We start from the raw sequence: 17,744 nt of genomic DNA, 5'->3' as shown, positions 1-17,744 counted from the left end.
TGAATAACAACACTTTTTTATTTTTACACATTTACATTGCTTCTATCTTTTTTCTTACAGACATTACTGTCATAAAAATTAATAATCATATAGTCAATCCTCTATAAATTGGATACGGTGTCAGGCCTGCTTAGTCTACAACTTGTAGTACTTTCACTCGCTTTCCTTGTATCCAAATTATATTGGACCGATTGTAGGGTGCTACAAACAAGTAAAATGATTGAATAAATGAACGATTAAGGAGCAATGTTGATGACTGATGAAATGTATGATTTAGGTGCAGGATTTTGGAGTATTCGAGGATCATTTATCAAAAACGGTATCCTTGATATCGGTGTCCAATGTGCGCTCATAAGACTATCATCAGAGCGATTTATCTTTTTAGATAGCTATACATTAACTGGTGATGTGCGTCAGCAAGTCATGGCATTGACCAATGATGGTCAAAATGTCGAAGCCGTCCTCAATATTCATCCATTTCATACAGTACACTGTGCTCAAATGGCAGAAGACTTTCCGCAAGCGACGTTTTATGGCAGTAGCCGACATCCAGAGCAAGTACCTGAAGTCAATTGGGTAAATGATTTGGTCGAAAGCGATGCCGTTGCTGCGCGTTACCCTGAACTCCAATTCTCTATACCTCAAGGCATCCATTACATCTCACCGGATGAAACGGTTCATGCCAGCTCCTTATTGGTCTATCATCCTGCTAGCCAGAGCATTTATGTCGATGATACCTTTGAGATACCCCCTTCCAAGTTATTGAACGCCGTGCAGCCTAACCTAGGTTTACACCCTACTACCAAAAAAGCGCTCACAGATGAGCCAAATGCAGCTAAGCACTATTGTGATTGGGCAGTAGAGCTGGCACACGAGTGGCGTGATGGTCGTCATTTTTGCGGTGCGCATTCGGGATTGGTGGTATTTGAAGAAGGTCAATTTGAATCAGCACTTATATCGGCGATTGATCTGGCTCGCCCTGAGCTTGAAAAAGCATAAAAGCGTGAACCTTTAGAAAACATACTACTAAAACAACTCGAAAGATGAAGCTTACAGTGAAAAAGTAGCTTCGTTTTATTTACATATTTTATTTCATTTACTAGATGAGGAAAATTATAAATGACTGATCACATTCATGATTTAGGTGCAGGATTTTGGAACATACGCGGAACATTCCGTCTCGGTGGCGTGTTAAATATCGGCACTCAATGCTCGCTGGTCAAGCTACCATCAGGAAAATTTATCTTTTTGGACAGTTACGCCCTAACGGGTGATGTTCGAGATGAGGTTATGGCATTGACCAATAATGGTCAAGATGTCGAAGCGGTGCTGAACGTACATCCGTTTCATACAGTCAGCTGTGCTCAAATGGCCAAAGACTTTCCGCAAGCGACATTTTATGGCAGTAGCCGTCATCATAAAAAAGTACCAGAAATCAACTGGGCAGATGATTTGGTAGAAAGTGACGTAGTCGCTGCACGCTATCCTGAACTTAAGTTTTCAATATCAGAGGGCATTTACTATATATCACCCAATGAGATGATTCATGCAGGTTCTTTATTGGCTTATCATCCTGCCAGCCAAAGCTTGCACGTAGATGATACTTTTATGAGTCCACCAACGAAGCTATTAGAAGCTGTATTGCCTGAGCTAATACTGCATCCTACGACCAAAAAAGCTCTGAAAAACGAGCCCAACGCTGGCGCGCAATACTGCGACTGGGCGACCAATTTGGCTCATGAATGGCGTGACGTTCGCAACTTCTGCGCTGCACATTCTTATCTTGTTCAGTTCAAAGAAGGCGGGTTTGAGAAAGCACTGGTGAAAGCCGTTAAGAAAGCACGTCCAAAACTAGAAAACGCCTAATTTCTCACACTTTAGACATATATTCTTAATAAACATAAAAATGGGTCGCTATTACTGTATTTACTAGTGTAGTGACCCATTTTTGTGAGCTGGTTATAATCATATCGAAACTATTATCGAAGCTGTTACCGAAACAGCAATGTCGCTAACTCATCTTCATTGTTCAGAATATCTGCCAACGTATAACGCTCAAGCACATTGAAAAATGCGGTGAGTGCTTCAAAAAACACGCTTTTAAGCTGACAGGCTGGACTAATCACGCAGCCTAGTGATTTATTCTTTTTTTCCTCAATGAATATCACTGGCAAATCCGTCTGATGAGCGCACTGCTCACTATCATTATGAGACACTGGTACGGCAAAGCACTCTACCAGATTAAAATCAGGCTCTATCTGTTTGATCAATACGCCCAAGTTGATATCCTTAGGCGCACGTGCCAAGCGTATGCCACCGTTTTTGCCACGCACACTTTCTATATAACCAAGCTGACCCAGCTGATGAATAATTTTGGTCAAATGACTTTTAGAAATACCATAGCTGTCAGCGATATCACTAATATTAGCTAGTAGCGACGGATCTGGTCTCACAGCTAAGTAAATTAACGAACGTAGCGCGTAGTCACTATAATTGGTCAGTCGCATGTACTTGCGCTCCTATTTTTATAAATTTTATATATTAAGCTCGACAAAGTAAGTCGCATTTTTGGTAATAACATTTAGAGATAGCATTTACGGAAATCTCTAAAATCAGCGTCCCAAGTATAAAAATAGAGAAATCAGGCTGGCTGTTCTTTAGCCATTATTTAGTTAATTTCACTTACAACTGTAATGCCGCGATGACTAACGATATGACCACTATCGCCGTGACATACTGCCTAACTTTAAAATATGTGTGACTGATAATCTGCGCTTGATGAAGGCTATAATCAATAACCAACAGACTTATAAACCCAATCACTAATAGCCAAATAAAACTGCTGGCTGATAAGATTAAAAACCCAAGCCAAAGGCCAAGCGCAATGACATTGCTATATAATGGAAGCCTAACTGCCCACTTATTGTCTTCAGCTAAATCTAAATGATTACCCCAATGCGCACCTGCCATAAATGAGCCAATCACTAGTCCATAAGCACTCAATACATCGAGTACTGAACCAAGCATAGGCACGGTAACAATGTCTATCATCAGCAAAAATGCACAGGCGACAAACGGAATAGCACCTGCAAAAGTTAAATAAGGACTGGGCTTTTTCATCGTTTAAACCTATCTTATGATTACTCTAATAATAGTTATCACCTGTCGAGTGGGCGTTTGCAACATACATTAATCGCTCTTTTGAGTGTTGCCTTGCCACTGACGAATAAACTCACCGTTTGGATCGTATTGCTGGGTTTGCTTGTCGAGATTAAACTGCCTGCATCCTCTTGGGTCAGCGCCTACGCCTGCCAGATATTGCCAATTGCCCCAATTACTGCCGACATCATAATCAACAAGATGTTGCTCAAAGTAAGCTGCCCCGTAACGCCAATCAAGGCCTAGCTCATGGATAAAGCAACTGGCAACCAGTTGTCGTCCGCGATTCGACATATAACCTGTCGCGTTCAGTTGGTTCATGCATGCGTTGACGATAGGATATGGTGTTGTACCATTTTTCCATTGTGCTAACAGACTCTCAATCAATTGAGTTGAAGGCGCGTGCTGAGCGATGCCCTTAAACCAAAATAACTTTTGCTGGTGGGTCACAGCATACCAGTAGAAATACTCACGCCACAGCAGTTCAAACCATATCCAGTAGGTAGAGTCATTTGCGATAATATCGCGCTCATAGCGACGCAGACGATTTAATACTGTGTTTACAGACAGTGAGCCGTTTGCAAGCCAAGCGGAGAACTTTGTGGAATGCGCCCACTCATCTAGTGCATTTCGGGTTGTTTTATAAGTGCTCGGCGCATCGGAATCAAAATAAGCATCTAAATGCTTGACACCATTTGACTCTCCACCTCTAAAACTGGATGACGGCTGCGATGGCTTATCAAGCTCTGCCTGATTAGACAACTGCGATTCAAAAAAGTACTCGTCCCTACTCTGCATATTGTCAGGCAATGGAGCAAGTGTTTCTGGCATTGGATAAATGACAATATCTTTTTCTGCATGCAGCAAATCATAATCGGTTTCGATTTGTTTACGAAATTGTGTAAAACTTTTGGGTAATCTCTCTAGCGGTAACTCGTCAAACAAAGTCGCTGTTGTATGTATATGCCACTGTATCTCTGGATATTTCGCCTGTAGAAGGTCATATACTTTGTTTTGATTATAATCTGCCGTCTGGCTGACGCAGATATCTGTTACTTGTTGCTGCGCTATTAGATCACTCAACTGAGTAAAGACGTCCAATACTTCTTCGTCTTTCTGTAAATACAGCAATCTATTACCCCGCTGCATCAATGACGCATTTAAATCAGCTAGGCTCTCATGCAAAAACTGCTGACGAGCTTGCCCCATACTGTCGTAATAATAAGCATCGTAATAGTCTTTATCGTCTAATATATCTGTCAAAGATGAAGCATAAACAAATAGCAGCCTTCCATCAGTGGAAATTTCAGATGCTTTCAATAAAGTGGCATTGTCCGCCACTCTTAAGTCATTATGAAATAGCACCAATGTGACATTTCTGTTCGCTGAGTTATTCTCTGAGTTGTTCGCTGCTTGATTTAGCATACCCTATCCTTCTGGCTGTTTAGAGCTTATCTATTATTTTTAATATTTAGTCTTTAATCTTGAAATATCATATACGATGTAAAACATACTTAGCATTCAACTATGATGCGAGCCTAACACTTGTAAGGCAATGCGCTCAGCCCCAGAAACCACTTATAAGCATTGACTCTCATGTGTCTGACTGCTTAAATGGCTTACCTCTAGGAGAACACCATGACTCAAAATAATACTACGACTGAAGAAAATAAATCAGATGAAAAGCGTAAACTTATCAATCGATTTCTGATGAGGTTGACAAAGGAACAGCCTCAAATGTATTACGCGACCACCTCTGAGATATCGCGAAGTATTCATACAATGATAAAAGAACACACCAATCGCCTGTCGGTAGAAGAACAAGCACTGGTAAGACGAATGACGATGGAAGAGATTGAAGGGTTACTTGGTTTTCATGCCAGATAAGAGATTGACCAGCTTCAAATACGTCATTATTAGTAAATTGCCAAATGACATACAAAAAAAGACCGCTATCAAAGCGGTCTTTTTTTTAGCTAGATTTTAATTTAGGACAATTAGAATGGATATTCACGTGGCTCATTTTGCATTGAGATCCAATGTGTTCTAGTAAACTCTTCTAGTACCCACTCACCGTTAAAGCGGCCGATACCTGAGTTTTTCTCACCACCGAATGGCGTATTGCTTTCATCATTGACCGAGATGTCATTGATATGGGTCATGCCAGCTCTGATACCGCGAGCGAAGCGCAGACCTTTTTGCATATCAGCAGTGAACACGGCACTAGACAGACCATACATAGAATCATTGGCGATCGATAGTGCATCGTCTTCATCTTTAGCACGGATGATACCGACCAGTGGTCCAAACACTTCATTACGTGATAGGTCCATTTCGCGAGTGACTTCTGTAAAGATGTGCGGTGGCACGACTTGACCTTCAATCTCGCCACTGAGTATCATTTTTGCGCCTTCTTCCTGCGCTTTAGCGATTTTTTCTTTGAGCGATTTAACTTGTTTTTCGTTGATGATTGGACCAACAGCGGTATCTTGCTTATTAGGATCACCGACGTTCAATGTTTTAACGTGTGCTAAGAAACGCTCTACGAAATCATCATATATCTCGTCTTCTACGATGACTCTGTTAATCGCGATACAGATTTGACCTTGATGTAAGAATTTACCAAAGGCAGCTGCTTTTACCGCTTGCTCGATATCAGCATCTTTTAGTACCACAAATGGACTGTTACCACCTAGCTCAAGCGCCACTTGTTTGATGTATTCGCCACCATTGGCCAGCTCACCGATATGTTTGCCCACTGAGGTCGAACCTGTGAACGACACTAAACTTGGCGCTTTGTGTTCAACGATTGCATCACCTATCTCACTACCTGAACCGACCACGACGTTTAATAGACCTTTTGGCAGACCCGCTTCTTCAAACACTTTTGCAAGTAACAGACCACCTGTCACTGGCGTATCACTAGCAGGCTTGAGTACCACCGCGTTACCAAGTGCTAAGGCAGGCGCGATAGAGCGCTGAGTTAAATGTAGTGGGAAGTTCCATGGGCTAATGACAGCGACAACGCCGATTGGCTCGCGATAAATGAAGTTTTCTTTACCAGGGGTATTCGATGGACGAATCTCACCATGTACACGATTAGGGAATGTCGCTGCTTCAAGGGTAATCGCGCGCGTCGCACCGAACTCGACCATGGCTTTGATACGGGTACTGCCCGACTCTTTGATTAGCCAATCGACGATTTCTTCTTGGCGCTGATCAAGTATGTTTACGACTTTATACAACACTGCAGAACGCTCTGCTGGCGTCTGCTTGGCCCACGCTTCTTGAGCTTGGGTCGCAGCATCATAGGCTTCGTTCAACTGATCCTTGGTCGCTTGCTGGATCTCTACCAGCGTATCACCGTTATATGGGTTGGTATTGGTGTTGGTGCTATCGTCTTTACCGGTTTGCCATTCACCAGCGATGAACTGCAAATGGAAGTCACTGTATGCACTCGTAGTATTGGTTGGCATAATCATCCTTATTTTTAATTTGTTATGTTAAGTATTGGTTTTCAATTATTAAAATAAAACTATGAAGTCGGCGATATCTTAATGAGAAAATATCTGGCAAGTAGTAAGTCTAAAATCGTTACCGAGCGATCAATCAATAGTTATCAATTAAAAAGAGCTCTAATGAAAAATGATCTTTAGCAATAAATACTAACGGTAACGGATAACAACAAAACCTACCTTGCTAGACGACTGGTCTAATGCTACCATAGCTACTAATAAAACAAGACTACTTTGTCAGTGAATATTGTTGATAAAACGTAACATATATAACTATATCCTATTACAATACGCCATCAACGTGACGTTCAAATGAACGCTAGCTGTTTTAACTGACTGTTTAATACATATGCTAATACAAGCGACTACTAAGGGAGACAATCCTGTTTATGTCTAATACAGACGCAACTACCCCAGATACCAAAGCTCATTTACTTGCTACTGGCTACCAATTAATTGCTAAAAAAGGTTTTACCGCTGTTGGTCTAAAGCAAATTTTAGATACAGCAGGTGTGCCAAAGGGCTCCTTCTACCACTACTTTGCTTCTAAAGAAGCCTTTGGTGAAGCCATTATCAATCATTATTTTAGTTTATATAAGACTCGGTTAGATGTCATCGATGCACAAGATGTCAGTGCGCAGCAAAAGCTATATGATTATTTTCAAAACTGGTATGACACGCAGCAGAACGGCTGTGACCATGAGAAGTGCTTGGTGGTTAAGCTCAGCGCAGAGGTAGCTGATATGTCAGAAACCATGCGTAAGGCACTCGATACTGGCTATCAGCAGACGACCATGTGGCTCGCCAAGCAGATCAAAGCTGGCTGGCTCGATGAGTCTGTCCCTCGTCACGATAACATCTCGGCTGAGAGTATGGCCAAGCGTTGGTATTTTGCATGGCTTGGCGCAAGCTTGATTGCAAAGATTAGCCAAACCAATACGCCTTTAGCAGAAATTTGGCAAATGACAACGACCCAAATGGGACGCTAATCGTTAACTGTTCGGATTTCTAGCGACTGCACCTCTAACGTAACCATTAAGGCACATTGAATATTTATAACGCTCATAGATAGTAGCTGTCAGTACTATGCTTGAGTATTCAGTGTGCTTCATTGCCTTCTATTTTCTGAACGAATTTCTTAAAGACATTTGCAGACGGCTTAGACAGTTATACAAGAGTTTTGTAAATATCACTAGACGACTGGTCTAATTGGTGTACAATGCGCACAAATATTAAGAATGAATGTCTATACGAGCGTTGCTTATCATTCATTGATTGATATCAGACAATATCTCATGTCAAAACAATTTAATTGAACCGTTTTTATTAAAAACTTTTTATTACTAATTAGGAATCTTATGAATAACTTCCAATACTACAACCCAGTCCGTATCGTTTTTGGTGAAGGTCAAATCGAACAATTATCAGATCTAGTCCCTACTGATGCGCGTGTACTTATTACTTATGGTGGTGGTTCAGCACAGCGTACTGGTACATTAGATGAAGTAAAAACAGCATTAGCGGCAAGCGGTAACCGTACTGTATTTGAGTTTGGTGGCATCGAAGCTAACCCAGAGTTCACCACACTACTTAAAGCCGCTGATATGGTTAATGAGCACAACATCGACTTCTTATTAGCAGTTGGCGGTGGTTCTGTGATTGACGGTAGTAAATTTGTCGCACTCGTTTCTTCATTGACTGAAGAAGACGGCACTGTCTCACGCGACCAAGCTTGGGATGCCTTAACTGGTTATTGCAAAAACATCGATTCTGCTGTCGACTTGGGCGCAGTATTGACTATCCCAGCAACAGGTTCTGAGATGAACTCAGGCGGCGTGATCAACTATAGTGAACGCCAAGCAAAACTACCGTTTGGTAACCCACTTGCCTTCCCTAAATTCTCAATTCTAGATCCAATCAAAACACTTACCTTGCCTGAGCGTCAGGTTATGAATGGTGTTGCTGATGCATTTGTTCATGTAATGGAACAGTATCTGACTTACCCAGTAAATGCGAAAGTACAAGATGCATTTGCTGAAAGCTTGCTTAAAATTCTTATCGATGAAGGTCTAGTTGTTAAGCAAGATCCAGAAAACCTAGAAACACGTAAGAACATTATGTGGACAGCGACCATGGCATTGAACGGTCTGATCGGTACTGGTGTACCACAAGACTGGACAACTCACATGGTTGGTCATGAGCTAACATCACTACACGCTATCGATCATGCACGTACGCTAACCATCGTATTGCCATCAGTGATGCGTGAGCTAAAAGAAAGCAAAAAAGAAAAACTGCTTCAGTATGCGCGTAACGTATGGAACATTACCGATACTGACCTAGACGACGATGCTATCATCGAAACTGCTATTGTTTACACTGAAAACTTCTTCCGCGAGCTTGGCTTGCCAGTTAGCCTAGAAGACGTTGACTTGACGGAATCAGCGATTGATCCAATTATCAAGCAACTTGAAGTGCATAACATGGTTAAGCTTGGTGAACATGGTACCAACGACTTAGAAGTATCACGTCGTATCTTGCAGCGCGCTGTAACTAGCAAAGCGTCTTAATAAGCGCTTTAGCAAGAACTGTTTAAAGAATTATAAGAAAAATCGCGACAGTAACAATAAGTACATATCGTTATGCTATTTATAGAGTAGCTATTCCATGCTGAGTAGCTACTACATTTACCACCACTATAATAATGACAATTAATAAATATAAAGGAGTCTTACAATGAGCTTCGACAAACAACAGAATCAACAAACAAACCGTCAAATCAAATTAGCGAGCCGTCCTAATGGCGAGCCAACTGCTGACAACTTTGACATGGCGACTAGCGACATTCCTACGCCAAAAGATAACGAGATGCTACTACGCACTGTATATCTATCACTAGATCCATATATGCGTGGGCGTATGAGCGATGCAAAAAGCTATGCAGACCCATTAGAAGTCGGTGACGTCATCATGGGTGGTACCGTTGCTCAAGTGGTCAAGTCAAATATCGATAGCTTCGCGGTAGGCGACTTAGTCGTATCAAACTCAGGCTGGCAGGACTACAGTGTCAGTGATGGCGAAGGCGTCCTCAAACTGGACAAAAACATGTCAAACCCTTCTTATGGTTTAGGCGTGTTAGGTATGCCAGGTTTCACTGGTTACATGGGGCTGACTGATATCGGTAAACCGCAGAAAGGCGAGACTTTAGTTGTGGCAGCAGCAACTGGACCGGTCGGTGCCACTGTCGGCCAAGTGGGCAATCAATATGGTCTGCGCACTGTCGGTGTGGCAGGTGGTAAAGAGAAATGTGACTTTGCGGTCAATGAGCTTGGCTTCGATATCTGTATCGATCACAAAGCTGACGACTTCGCTGAGCAATTAAAAGCAGCGTGTCCAGATGGTATCGACATCTACTATGAAAACGTTGGCGGTAAAGTATTTGATGCGGTAATGCCATTACTTAACGACCACGCACGTATTCCAGTATGTGGTCTGGTATCGCAGTACAACGCAACTGATTTACCGGATGGCAAAGATCGCCTAGGTATGTTGATGGGTCTTATCTTAAGCCAACGCTTAACTGTCAGAGGTTTCATTATCTTTGAAGAGTACGGCGACCACTTCCCCGAGTTCTTGGAAACCATGAGCAAATGGGTAGAGTCAGGCGAAGTGAAAACCAAAGAGCATATTACTGACGGTCTAGATAATGCCCCAGATGCATTTGTCAGTATGTTAAACGGTGATAACTTTGGTAAGACTGTAATCAAAGTATCTGACGTTAAATAGTTACTGGTTAAACATTGACTATTTAAGTAGCTACTGACAGTTAGCAATCGTTGTGAATAACTACTTAACAACATAAATTGCTAATATCACTACTGAAAGTTGCTTACAAAGCAGGAATAATGCTAACAGTCATTATTTGCATTTAGGCTAATTAAGTAAAAACGGCTAATGATGTAACGTAAAACTTATGACTGTTGGCTATATAGTTACTAACACATAAATAATAAACAAGGATAATTATGAACATTTTAATGGTACTAACTTCTCATGACCGTTTAGGCGATACTGGTAAGAAAACTGGCTTTTGGCTAGAAGAATTTGCTGCTCCTTACTACGCATTTCTTGACGCTGGCGTAAATGTAACTCTAGCTTCTCCAGCTGGCGGTCAACCACCACTAGATCCTAGTAGTGACACAGAAGACACGCAAACCAAAGATACCACTCGTTTTAAAGACGATAAAGACGCGCAAGAGCATTTGGCTAATACCAAAAAACTTGCTGATATGAACGCTGAAGATTTCGATTCAGTATTCTACCCAGGTGGCCATGGCCCATTGTGGGATTTGGCAGTAGATAAAAACTCTATCAATCTGATCGAGACTTTTGTTAAGCAAGACAAGCCTGTTGCTTTTGTTTGTCATTCTCCTGCAGCGCTTAAAAACGTTAAAGTCGATGGTGAGTACTTAGTAAAAGGCAAAACAGTGACTGGTTTCACGAACTCTGAAGAAGACGCAGTTGGCCTAACAGACGTAGTACCGTTCCTAGTAGAAGACGCATTGAAAGCCAATGGCGGTAACTACGAAAAAGCGGCTGATTGGGAATCGTTTGTCGTTGAAGATGGTTTACTAATCACAGGTCAAAACCCTGCATCATCAGAAGAAGCTGCTAAGCGTCTAATGGCGAAGCTGAAAGGTTAGTCAAACTCACTACGCAATAAGGTCGATACTATGATTCGCTTACATCATCTCAATCAATCACGCTCATTACGTACGCTATGGCTCTTGGAAGAGCTAGGCGTTCCTTATGAAGTCGTTGGTCATCAGCGCGATGCCAAGACTCATTTAGCACCAGATTCTCTAAAAGCTGTACATCCACTCGGTAAGTCTCCGGTTATCGAAATGGATGGACAAATTTATGCTGAGTCAGGTGCTATCACTGAGCTGTTGATTGAACGGTTTGCGCCAGAGCGTCTGCGCCCTGCTACAGGAAGCTCAGACTATGGTTACTATCTACAGTGGATTGATTTCGCAGAAAGCTCACTCATGTTGCCATTAATGCTTGAGTTATTTACTAACAAAGCAGGCATCAATGACAATGAGTTTTTAAACGGCTATATTGAGACAGAAAAAACCAGACTGTTTAAGTATCTGGATACCTCAGTTGAAGGTAAGTCGTTTATTGTGGGTGATAAGTTGAGCGGTGCTGACTTTATGCTATCATTCGATTTGATTATTCTTGCTAAGCGTCAGAAACTTGACGCCTATCCGCATATCAAACAGTATGCTGAAAAACTGGCTGGTCTTGATAGCTATCAGCGTGCGATGCAGCTAGAAGCAAAATATGATGAATCAATTTAGTATTTGGTATTAATTGATATTATCTATTAACTGACATGTTATATACTGACTGACCAATTTTTCGTTACATAAAGACAGCTCTGTATAGAGCTGTTTTTTATGCGTATAGCATTTTTTACCCGTTTTACGGTTCGTTAAATTGCATGAGACACTGCTATATCTTTATTCAGCAGCGCCAATGAGTTACGCGCTAATGACAAAAGCGTTATAAAGATTATGATAAAATACTCCCTACATTTCTTGGGTTATCTTTCCAGTTTGACCAGCATTTATATCAGTAACTCCGCTGTTTTTAAGCTATGAACATTCATCGTACTGACCTGATTTTGCGTCTGGAATCTGTTCTATGCCATTCTATTTCCTTATACAGATTATGGTACGTCCATGAGTAACGAATATCAATTTAAGCCCCACGAACAACCGATAATGGTGGGCTCTCCTGCCAATCCTGATCATCCTGCACGCCGCAAATTATTTTACTTACTGATCGGAATTTTCGTTGGTCTCACAGCCAGTTTCCAAAACGGTCTGCTTGTCGCAAATCTTACTCAAATTCAAGGTCAACTGGGCTTAACACCAGCCGAAGGTGGTTGGATATCTGTCAGCTACAATATGACCAATGCCTGTATCACCGTTCTGCTATACAAAATTCGCCAGCAGTTTGGTATGTCACTTTTTAGTAAAATCACTCTGTTCTTTTTATTAGCCGCCACGAGTTTACAGTGGCTGATCAGTAGTCATTTATTAGATACACCTAATATAGGAATTGAGCCTTATTACCTAGAAATTGTCGCCAGGGGACTTAGCGGTATGGTCGCAAGTGGCATGACCATCTTAGGGTTATTCTATTGTTTGCAAGGTATGCCAACCGTCAAGCGTACTAGTGGCTTAATATTGGGTTTTGGCTTGGTGCAGTTTGGTATTCCATTATCACGAATCATCTCGCCCTATCTCGCCATCGACGGTCAGCTTGAAAACTTATTTCTATTTCAATTTGGTTTGGCACTGATTTGTTTTGGACTGATTAATATATTGGAACTACCACCAGGCAATACCGAAAAAGTATTTGAAAAACTCGACTTTTTAAGCTTTGCTTTTTTTGCGAGCGGTTTGGCGGCACTGGCTGTAATTTTGGTGCAAGGTAGGATTTTATGGTGGACGACGCCTTGGCTCGTCTATCCCCTAATGATTGCCATTGTTGGAATTGGCGTCGCTTTATGGATTGAAACGCATCGCAAAAACCCGATGCTACAAGTTCGCTGGATGCGTAGTCGCAATATTATTGCCTTTATGATTACCGGCGCAGTCATGCGAATTTTGCTATCTGAGCAAAATGTCGGTGCTGCAGGCCTACTTGCCAATTTGGGTTATGGTAACGATCAGCTGGTTACTTTTTATGCTGTCATAATGGCTGCCAGTGTGCTGGCTTTGGTGATTAGTATTTTTAGTACCAATCCGATGGACTTGCGCCGTCCCGTTATTTTTGCAGTGGCATTGATTGCCTTAGGTTCTTGGATGGACGTTGGGGTCTCTATCAACTCCGCTCCCTATATGTTTTATATTAGCCAGTTTTTGATTGCATTTGCCGCAGTATACTTCATGGGCCCTTTGGTTTTTGAAGGGTTTTTGCGGGCTATTGCTAGTGGCCCTGCTTATATCATTAGTTTTTCGGTTATCTTTGGTATTTCCCAAACGGTTGGTGGATTGGCAGGTGCAGCGGCTATTCAGGCATTTACGACCATTCGTACACAAATGCATTATGCAGATATGGTCAGCTCACTGAATTTGGGTGATCCTACGTTCAGCGCTCAAATTGCTGGTACTCGTAGTGTATTGTCAAACCAAACGACGGACGCAGCGCAAGCGAATGTGGCCGCGATGAGCCAAGTTTTGCAAGGGATTCAACGCCAAGCAACTGTCTCCGCTTATAGCGACCTGTTCTTTTTGATGGCCAGTTTTGCTACTTTCGTTACAGCCATTTTATTAATCAACTATTTTTATAACCGTTACCACAAGCGCAATCCACTTGCTAAAGAGCTTGCCGTTATTGCAAAAATGCGTGAGTCAAAATAACTCAGTTTATTCTATTAATAATGTTTCACCCTGTTCGTTTATAGCCAGTCTATTTTAATATTTATTAAAAGTTTAGGAGCACGTCATGAGCCAAGAAAAACCAAATGAGCTTAATCAAACACCTCAGACGTCCACTGGCGCTCCAACAACAGACACACCTATAACGTCCAACATAGGTAAAGAAGAGTCTGCTACAACTTCTTCGCCATCAGTAACTAAGACAGTAGAAGGTGATGTAGAAAACAGTTCAGACAGCAATGAAACACCAATGCCGCCAAAAGAGCCAATCCCCGATACTACTGGTTGGTCGCCCAAGAAAAAATCCTATCTAAACTTAGGCTTATTAATTTTATTGATTGTCATTGGCGTGGCATTGATTTTGTATGCATGGAAGCTCCCACCATTTACCCCAACGGTACAGCAAACCAATAATGCTTTTGTCAAAGGTCAGACGACTATTATTAGCCCGCAGGTTTCTGGTTATGTCACCAAAGTAGCAGTGCAAGACTTCGCCAATGTAAAAGCGGGTGACTTACTCATAAAGATAGACGATCGAACGTTTCAGCAGCAGCTCGAACAAGCGCAAGCGAATACTGAGGTGGCGGTCACCAACCGCTCTACCAACGATCAAGACACACAAACCAGCCAAGCACAAATCGAAGCACGCAAAGCTGACTTATATAGTGCCAAAATCAACGTACAGAGCGCTCGTGAAGATGTAAACCGCTACCAAGGTTTGGATGCTATTGGTGCGGTATCAAAAGCAGAAGTTGCTCACATCAAGGCGCAATTGGCTCAAGCACAAGCAGGCGTACAGCAAGCAGAAGCCAATTTACAAGCCGCTCAAGAAAACCGTGAAAAGACTAGCGGCAGTCGCTCATCGCTGGACGCAAATATCAAAAATGCTGAAGCAGGCGTCAAGCAAGCGCAAATCAATCTAGACAATACTATCATCACTGCGCCTGAATCTGGCCAGCTAAGCCAAGTCAGTGTCAAAGAAGGTCAATACGTCAGCGCTGGTACGCAGCTTATGTATATCGTGCCAAAAGGCATTTGGATCATTGCAAACTTTAAGGAAACTCAAATAGCCAATATGGCAATCGGCGAGCCTGCGACCATTCATGTCGATGCGCTTGGCGGTGCCAAATTTACGGGGCACGTGAGTAATATCTCGCCAGCAACTGGTAGCGAGTTTAGTGCTGCTGCTGCCAACCCTGCGACAGGTAACTACATAAAAATCGCTCAACGTATTCCTGTACGCATTGACTTAGACCAAAACCAGCCTGAACTTGCACGCTTACGCCCTGGTATGTCAGTCTCAGTGGATGTCGATACCGATATTAAATGAGAGGTTGAATAAAAAAATAAATAGAGAATAATGCCAAACAAGGTAAATAGTATTTAACGTAAAAAAGCCACTTTAGACACCAAAGAAATTGGATTTAGAGTGGCTTTTTTATTTTTCTATAATCTATAGCTTCAAACTATAACAACTATGGTAATAAGCGTTTGGTTGTCCAGCCTGTACTGCCTTCACTGTCGTCGCCGCCACTCTGCATATACACAATTCGGTCATGCATTCGATTGGCGCGACCTTGCCAAAACTCAATACTTTCAATCGTAATCTCATACCCACCCCAAAACTCTGGCGTTGGTACAGTGGTATTGTCAGGGTGCTCTGCTTGAAGCTGTTCAAACGTTTGCTCCATGACTTCACGATTGGCCACTTCACCACTTTGCGGTTGACTGACCCAAGCGCCTACTTGACTATCATGGGGACGCTTTTGAAAGTAAGCAGCCGATTTATCAGCAGCAATTTTAGCGATACTACCGCTGATACGGACTTGTCGCTCGAGTTCATGCCAGAAGAATAACGCTTCAGCGTTAGGGTTCTCTGCAATATCCTGCCCTTTTGCGCTTTCATAATTGGTATAAAAAACAATACCTGTCTCAGTAATTTCGCGTAATAACACAATACGGACGCTAGGCTTATTGTCTGCGCCACATGTTGCCAAACTCATTGCATAAGGCTCTTGCACCTGTTGCGCTAACGCTTCACTCATCCAAGCTTTAAAAAGCTCGAATGGTGACGTTGGTACTGACTGTTGGTCAAGCTCGCCTTTCTCGTATGAGAGGCGTTGGTCGGTAAAGTCCATGCTCATAGCAGTTCCTTATTTGAAAACTATAATGTTGTTGTCTTAAATACCGGTCATTTAGATAACAGTCATTATCTTTAACACCAGTTATTGCTTCAAATACTATTAGCCTAGTACTGATTTTATAAGATCAGCTAAGTCATTAGCCATTACATCGCATTCTATTTCATCATCTGACTCTACCATCACACGAATCATAGGCTCTGTGCCCGACTGACGTATCAACAGACGCCCACGACCCTCTAGCGTTGCCTGTGCTTTGTCAAAAGCAGCAACCAACTCCTCATGTTTGAATGGATCTTGCATTTGAGATAAGCGTACATTGACTAGTTTTTGCGGTAACACTTCAAAACCTTCAACAAGCTCACTCAACGCACGCTCTCTAGCTTGCATCACTGCTAGTACTTGCAAACCAGCAATGATAGCATCCCCTGTACGACTTTTGTCTAAGCATAAAATATGACCAGATGGCTCACCGCCCAATATCCAGCCATTAGCTTCTAAATTCTGCATCACATAGCGATCACCCACTTTTGCACGGGTAAACTGGATATTTGCATCTTTCAGTGCCAACTCTAACCCCATGTTACTCATGAGCGTGCCGACAACACCTTCAGCTTTGGTTTTACCTTGGGTAGCAAGCACATATAAAATACCGTCTCCATCGACTAGCTTACCCGTCTCATCAACCATTACGATACGATCGCCATCACCATCTAGTGCAATACCGACATCTGCTTCATGCTCAAGCACGGCCTTTTGTAAGCTTTCAGGATGGGTAGAACCACATTCAGCATTGATATTGATACCGTCTGGCGTATTATTGATGGCAATCACGTTTGCTCCTAACTCGCGCATCACTCTAGGTGCTACGCTATAGCCCGCGCCATTGGCACAATCCACTACTACCGTCAGATGACTGAGGTCGTATTGATAAGGGAAGCTACCTTTGCAAAATTCAATATAGCGACCTTTCGCATCATCAATACGGTTGTTTTTGCCCAGATGTGCAGGATCAAGAATAGGCATTATGGCAACATCACTACCAACGTCGTTCATAATTGCCGTCAATTTATCATTGATTGCAGTTTGCATCTCATCACTTATCTTTTTGCCGTCGCCTGAGAAAAACTTGATGCCATTATCATAATAAGGATTGTGCGAGGCTGAGATAACCACGCCAGCATCTGCATTAAAGCTACGGGTTAAATGCGCAATCGCTGGGGTTGGCAATGGACCAAGCATATACACATCAACACCTGCTGCATTAAAACCTGCTTGTAATGCTCCCTCTATCACATAGCCTGACAGACGCGTATCTTTACCAATCACCACACTTGGCTTACGCGTAGGATTTTCATTTTTTTCTATGAGAACAAGCCCAGTGACATAGCCTAGTTTTAAGATAAAGTCCGGTGTAATTGGCAATTCACCAAATTTTCCGCGAATTCCATCAGTGCCAAAATAGCTCATTATGT

General features: G+C 42.3%; 16 protein-coding genes. 10 read left to right on the top strand and 6 right to left on the bottom strand.

All coding sequences use genetic code 11. The annotated features are described in order from the left end of the window. The first annotated feature begins 252 nt into the window (after nt 1-252). Together JMX96_RS05005 and JMX96_RS05000 are read left to right on the top strand one after the other, a co-directional pair. Nucleotides 253-999, top strand: a complete 747-nt coding sequence (locus JMX96_RS05005) for a hypothetical protein (RefSeq protein ID WP_201567731.1) — start codon at nt 253-255, stop codon at nt 997-999. A 120-nt stretch (nt 1,000-1,119) separates the two neighbouring features. Continuing rightward, nucleotides 1,120-1,866 carry a hypothetical protein gene (locus JMX96_RS05000; RefSeq protein WP_201567729.1) on the top strand — a complete coding sequence of 249 codons (747 nt, stop codon included), beginning with the start codon at nt 1,120-1,122 and terminating at the stop codon, nt 1,864-1,866. Nucleotides 1,867-1,991: 125 nt separating this feature from the next. Here JMX96_RS05000 and JMX96_RS04995 read toward each other — a convergent pair whose 3' ends face one another. The 3 genes from JMX96_RS04995 to JMX96_RS04985 all read right to left on the bottom strand — a co-directional run bounded on the left by JMX96_RS04995 (nt 1,992) and on the right by JMX96_RS04985 (nt 4,584). After that, the gene (locus JMX96_RS04995) at nt 1,992-2,507 is read right to left on the bottom strand and encodes an Rrf2 family transcriptional regulator (protein ID WP_201567727.1); all 516 of its coding nucleotides are present in this window, start codon (nt 2,505-2,507) and stop codon (nt 1,992-1,994) included. 175 nt (nt 2,508-2,682) lie between these two features. Beyond that, nucleotides 2,683-3,120: a DUF3429 domain-containing protein gene (locus tag JMX96_RS04990; protein WP_201567725.1), complete on the bottom strand. Its 438-nt coding sequence runs from the start codon at nt 3,118-3,120 to the stop codon at nt 2,683-2,685. 69 nt (nt 3,121-3,189) lie between these two features. Next, nucleotides 3,190-4,584 carry a DASH family cryptochrome gene (locus tag JMX96_RS04985; protein WP_201567723.1) on the bottom strand — a complete coding sequence of 465 codons (1,395 nt, stop codon included), beginning with the start codon at nt 4,582-4,584 and terminating at the stop codon, nt 3,190-3,192. Nucleotides 4,585-4,797: 213 nt separating this feature from the next. Between JMX96_RS04985 and JMX96_RS04980 the strand changes: the two genes are divergently transcribed. Beyond that, the gene (locus JMX96_RS04980; protein ID WP_057760515.1) at nt 4,798-5,046 is read left to right on the top strand and encodes a hypothetical protein; all 249 of its coding nucleotides are present in this window, start codon (nt 4,798-4,800) and stop codon (nt 5,044-5,046) included. A gap of 110 nt (nt 5,047-5,156) precedes the next feature. Here the strand turns inward: JMX96_RS04980 and JMX96_RS04975 are convergent, their stop codons facing one another. After that, entirely contained in the window at nt 5,157-6,635 is a 1,479-nt protein-coding gene (locus JMX96_RS04975) for an aldehyde dehydrogenase family protein (protein WP_201567716.1), read from the bottom strand. A gap of 428 nt (nt 6,636-7,063) precedes the next feature. Here JMX96_RS04975 and JMX96_RS04970 point away from each other — a divergent pair, with 428 nt between their 5' ends. From JMX96_RS04970 to JMX96_RS04940, 7 genes are all read left to right on the top strand, one after another. Next, nucleotides 7,064-7,663, top strand: coding sequence for a TetR/AcrR family transcriptional regulator (locus JMX96_RS04970; RefSeq protein ID WP_057760518.1), 600 nt, complete (start codon nt 7,064-7,066; stop codon nt 7,661-7,663). Nucleotides 7,664-8,032: 369 nt separating this feature from the next. Beyond that, nucleotides 8,033-9,244, top strand: coding sequence for an iron-containing alcohol dehydrogenase (locus JMX96_RS04965; protein ID WP_101205076.1), 1,212 nt, complete (start codon nt 8,033-8,035; stop codon nt 9,242-9,244). 166 nt (nt 9,245-9,410) lie between these two features. Continuing rightward, on the top strand, nt 9,411-10,460 hold the full coding sequence (locus tag JMX96_RS04960) for an NADP-dependent oxidoreductase (protein WP_201567715.1): 1,050 nt from the start codon (nt 9,411-9,413) through the stop codon (nt 10,458-10,460). A gap of 239 nt (nt 10,461-10,699) precedes the next feature. Continuing rightward, nucleotides 10,700-11,377: a type 1 glutamine amidotransferase domain-containing protein gene (locus tag JMX96_RS04955; RefSeq protein WP_057760524.1), complete on the top strand. Its 678-nt coding sequence runs from the start codon at nt 10,700-10,702 to the stop codon at nt 11,375-11,377. A gap of 30 nt (nt 11,378-11,407) precedes the next feature. After that, nucleotides 11,408-12,037 carry a glutathione S-transferase family protein gene (locus JMX96_RS04950; protein WP_201567713.1) on the top strand — a complete coding sequence of 210 codons (630 nt, stop codon included), beginning with the start codon at nt 11,408-11,410 and terminating at the stop codon, nt 12,035-12,037. Nucleotides 12,038-12,421: 384 nt separating this feature from the next. Further along, nucleotides 12,422-14,110: an MFS transporter gene (locus tag JMX96_RS04945; RefSeq protein WP_201567711.1), complete on the top strand. Its 1,689-nt coding sequence runs from the start codon at nt 12,422-12,424 to the stop codon at nt 14,108-14,110. Between the two features lie 85 nt (nt 14,111-14,195). Further along, nucleotides 14,196-15,458 carry an HlyD family secretion protein gene (locus JMX96_RS04940; RefSeq protein WP_201567710.1) on the top strand — a complete coding sequence of 421 codons (1,263 nt, stop codon included), beginning with the start codon at nt 14,196-14,198 and terminating at the stop codon, nt 15,456-15,458. Between the two features lie 145 nt (nt 15,459-15,603). On the opposite strand, the gene pdxH is transcribed toward JMX96_RS04940, so the two are convergent. Continuing rightward, nucleotides 15,604-16,266 (bottom strand): pyridoxamine 5'-phosphate oxidase, encoded by a 663-nt coding sequence (pdxH, locus tag JMX96_RS04935; protein ID WP_201568043.1) that lies wholly within the window; start codon nt 16,264-16,266, stop codon nt 15,604-15,606. 105 nt (nt 16,267-16,371) lie between these two features. Further along, nucleotides 16,372-17,739: a phosphoglucosamine mutase gene (glmM, locus tag JMX96_RS04930; protein ID WP_201567709.1), complete on the bottom strand. Its 1,368-nt coding sequence runs from the start codon at nt 17,737-17,739 to the stop codon at nt 16,372-16,374. Nucleotides 17,740-17,744 lie beyond the last annotated feature (5 nt).

The sequence above is a fragment of the Psychrobacter sp. JCM 18900 genome (genome assembly GCF_904846625.1).
Lineage (GTDB): Bacteria > Pseudomonadota > Gammaproteobacteria > Pseudomonadales > Moraxellaceae > Psychrobacter.
Note: the sequence above shows the minus strand (reverse complement) of the source record. Positions and strands in the feature narration are given on the sequence as shown.

What these genes read in the sequence shown, in the direction of transcription:
- JMX96_RS05005 (WP_201567731.1), top strand. Translation starts at nt 253, where the DNA reads ATGACTGATGAAATGTATGATTTAGGTGCAGGATTTTGGAGTATTCGA.
- JMX96_RS05000 (WP_201567729.1), top strand. Translation starts at nt 1,120, where the DNA reads ATGACTGATCACATTCATGATTTAGGTGCAGGATTTTGGAACATACGC.
- JMX96_RS04995 (WP_201567727.1), bottom strand. Translation starts at nt 2,507, where the DNA reads ATGCGACTGACCAATTATAGTGACTACGCGCTACGTTCGTTAATTTAC.
- JMX96_RS04990 (WP_201567725.1), bottom strand. Translation starts at nt 3,120, where the DNA reads ATGAAAAAGCCCAGTCCTTATTTAACTTTTGCAGGTGCTATTCCGTTT.
- JMX96_RS04985 (WP_201567723.1), bottom strand. Translation starts at nt 4,584, where the DNA reads ATGCTAAATCAAGCAGCGAACAACTCAGAGAATAACTCAGCGAACAGA.
- JMX96_RS04980 (WP_057760515.1), top strand. Translation starts at nt 4,798, where the DNA reads ATGACTCAAAATAATACTACGACTGAAGAAAATAAATCAGATGAAAAG.
- JMX96_RS04975 (WP_201567716.1), bottom strand. Translation starts at nt 6,635, where the DNA reads ATGCCAACCAATACTACGAGTGCATACAGTGACTTCCATTTGCAGTTC.
- JMX96_RS04970 (WP_057760518.1), top strand. Translation starts at nt 7,064, where the DNA reads ATGTCTAATACAGACGCAACTACCCCAGATACCAAAGCTCATTTACTT.
- JMX96_RS04965 (WP_101205076.1), top strand. Translation starts at nt 8,033, where the DNA reads ATGAATAACTTCCAATACTACAACCCAGTCCGTATCGTTTTTGGTGAA.
- JMX96_RS04960 (WP_201567715.1), top strand. Translation starts at nt 9,411, where the DNA reads ATGAGCTTCGACAAACAACAGAATCAACAAACAAACCGTCAAATCAAA.
- JMX96_RS04955 (WP_057760524.1), top strand. Translation starts at nt 10,700, where the DNA reads ATGAACATTTTAATGGTACTAACTTCTCATGACCGTTTAGGCGATACT.
- JMX96_RS04950 (WP_201567713.1), top strand. Translation starts at nt 11,408, where the DNA reads ATGATTCGCTTACATCATCTCAATCAATCACGCTCATTACGTACGCTA.
- JMX96_RS04945 (WP_201567711.1), top strand. Translation starts at nt 12,422, where the DNA reads ATGAGTAACGAATATCAATTTAAGCCCCACGAACAACCGATAATGGTG.
- JMX96_RS04940 (WP_201567710.1), top strand. Translation starts at nt 14,196, where the DNA reads ATGAGCCAAGAAAAACCAAATGAGCTTAATCAAACACCTCAGACGTCC.
- pdxH (WP_201568043.1), bottom strand. Translation starts at nt 16,266, where the DNA reads ATGGACTTTACCGACCAACGCCTCTCATACGAGAAAGGCGAGCTTGAC.
- glmM (WP_201567709.1), bottom strand. Translation starts at nt 17,739, where the DNA reads ATGAGCTATTTTGGCACTGATGGAATTCGCGGAAAATTTGGTGAATTG.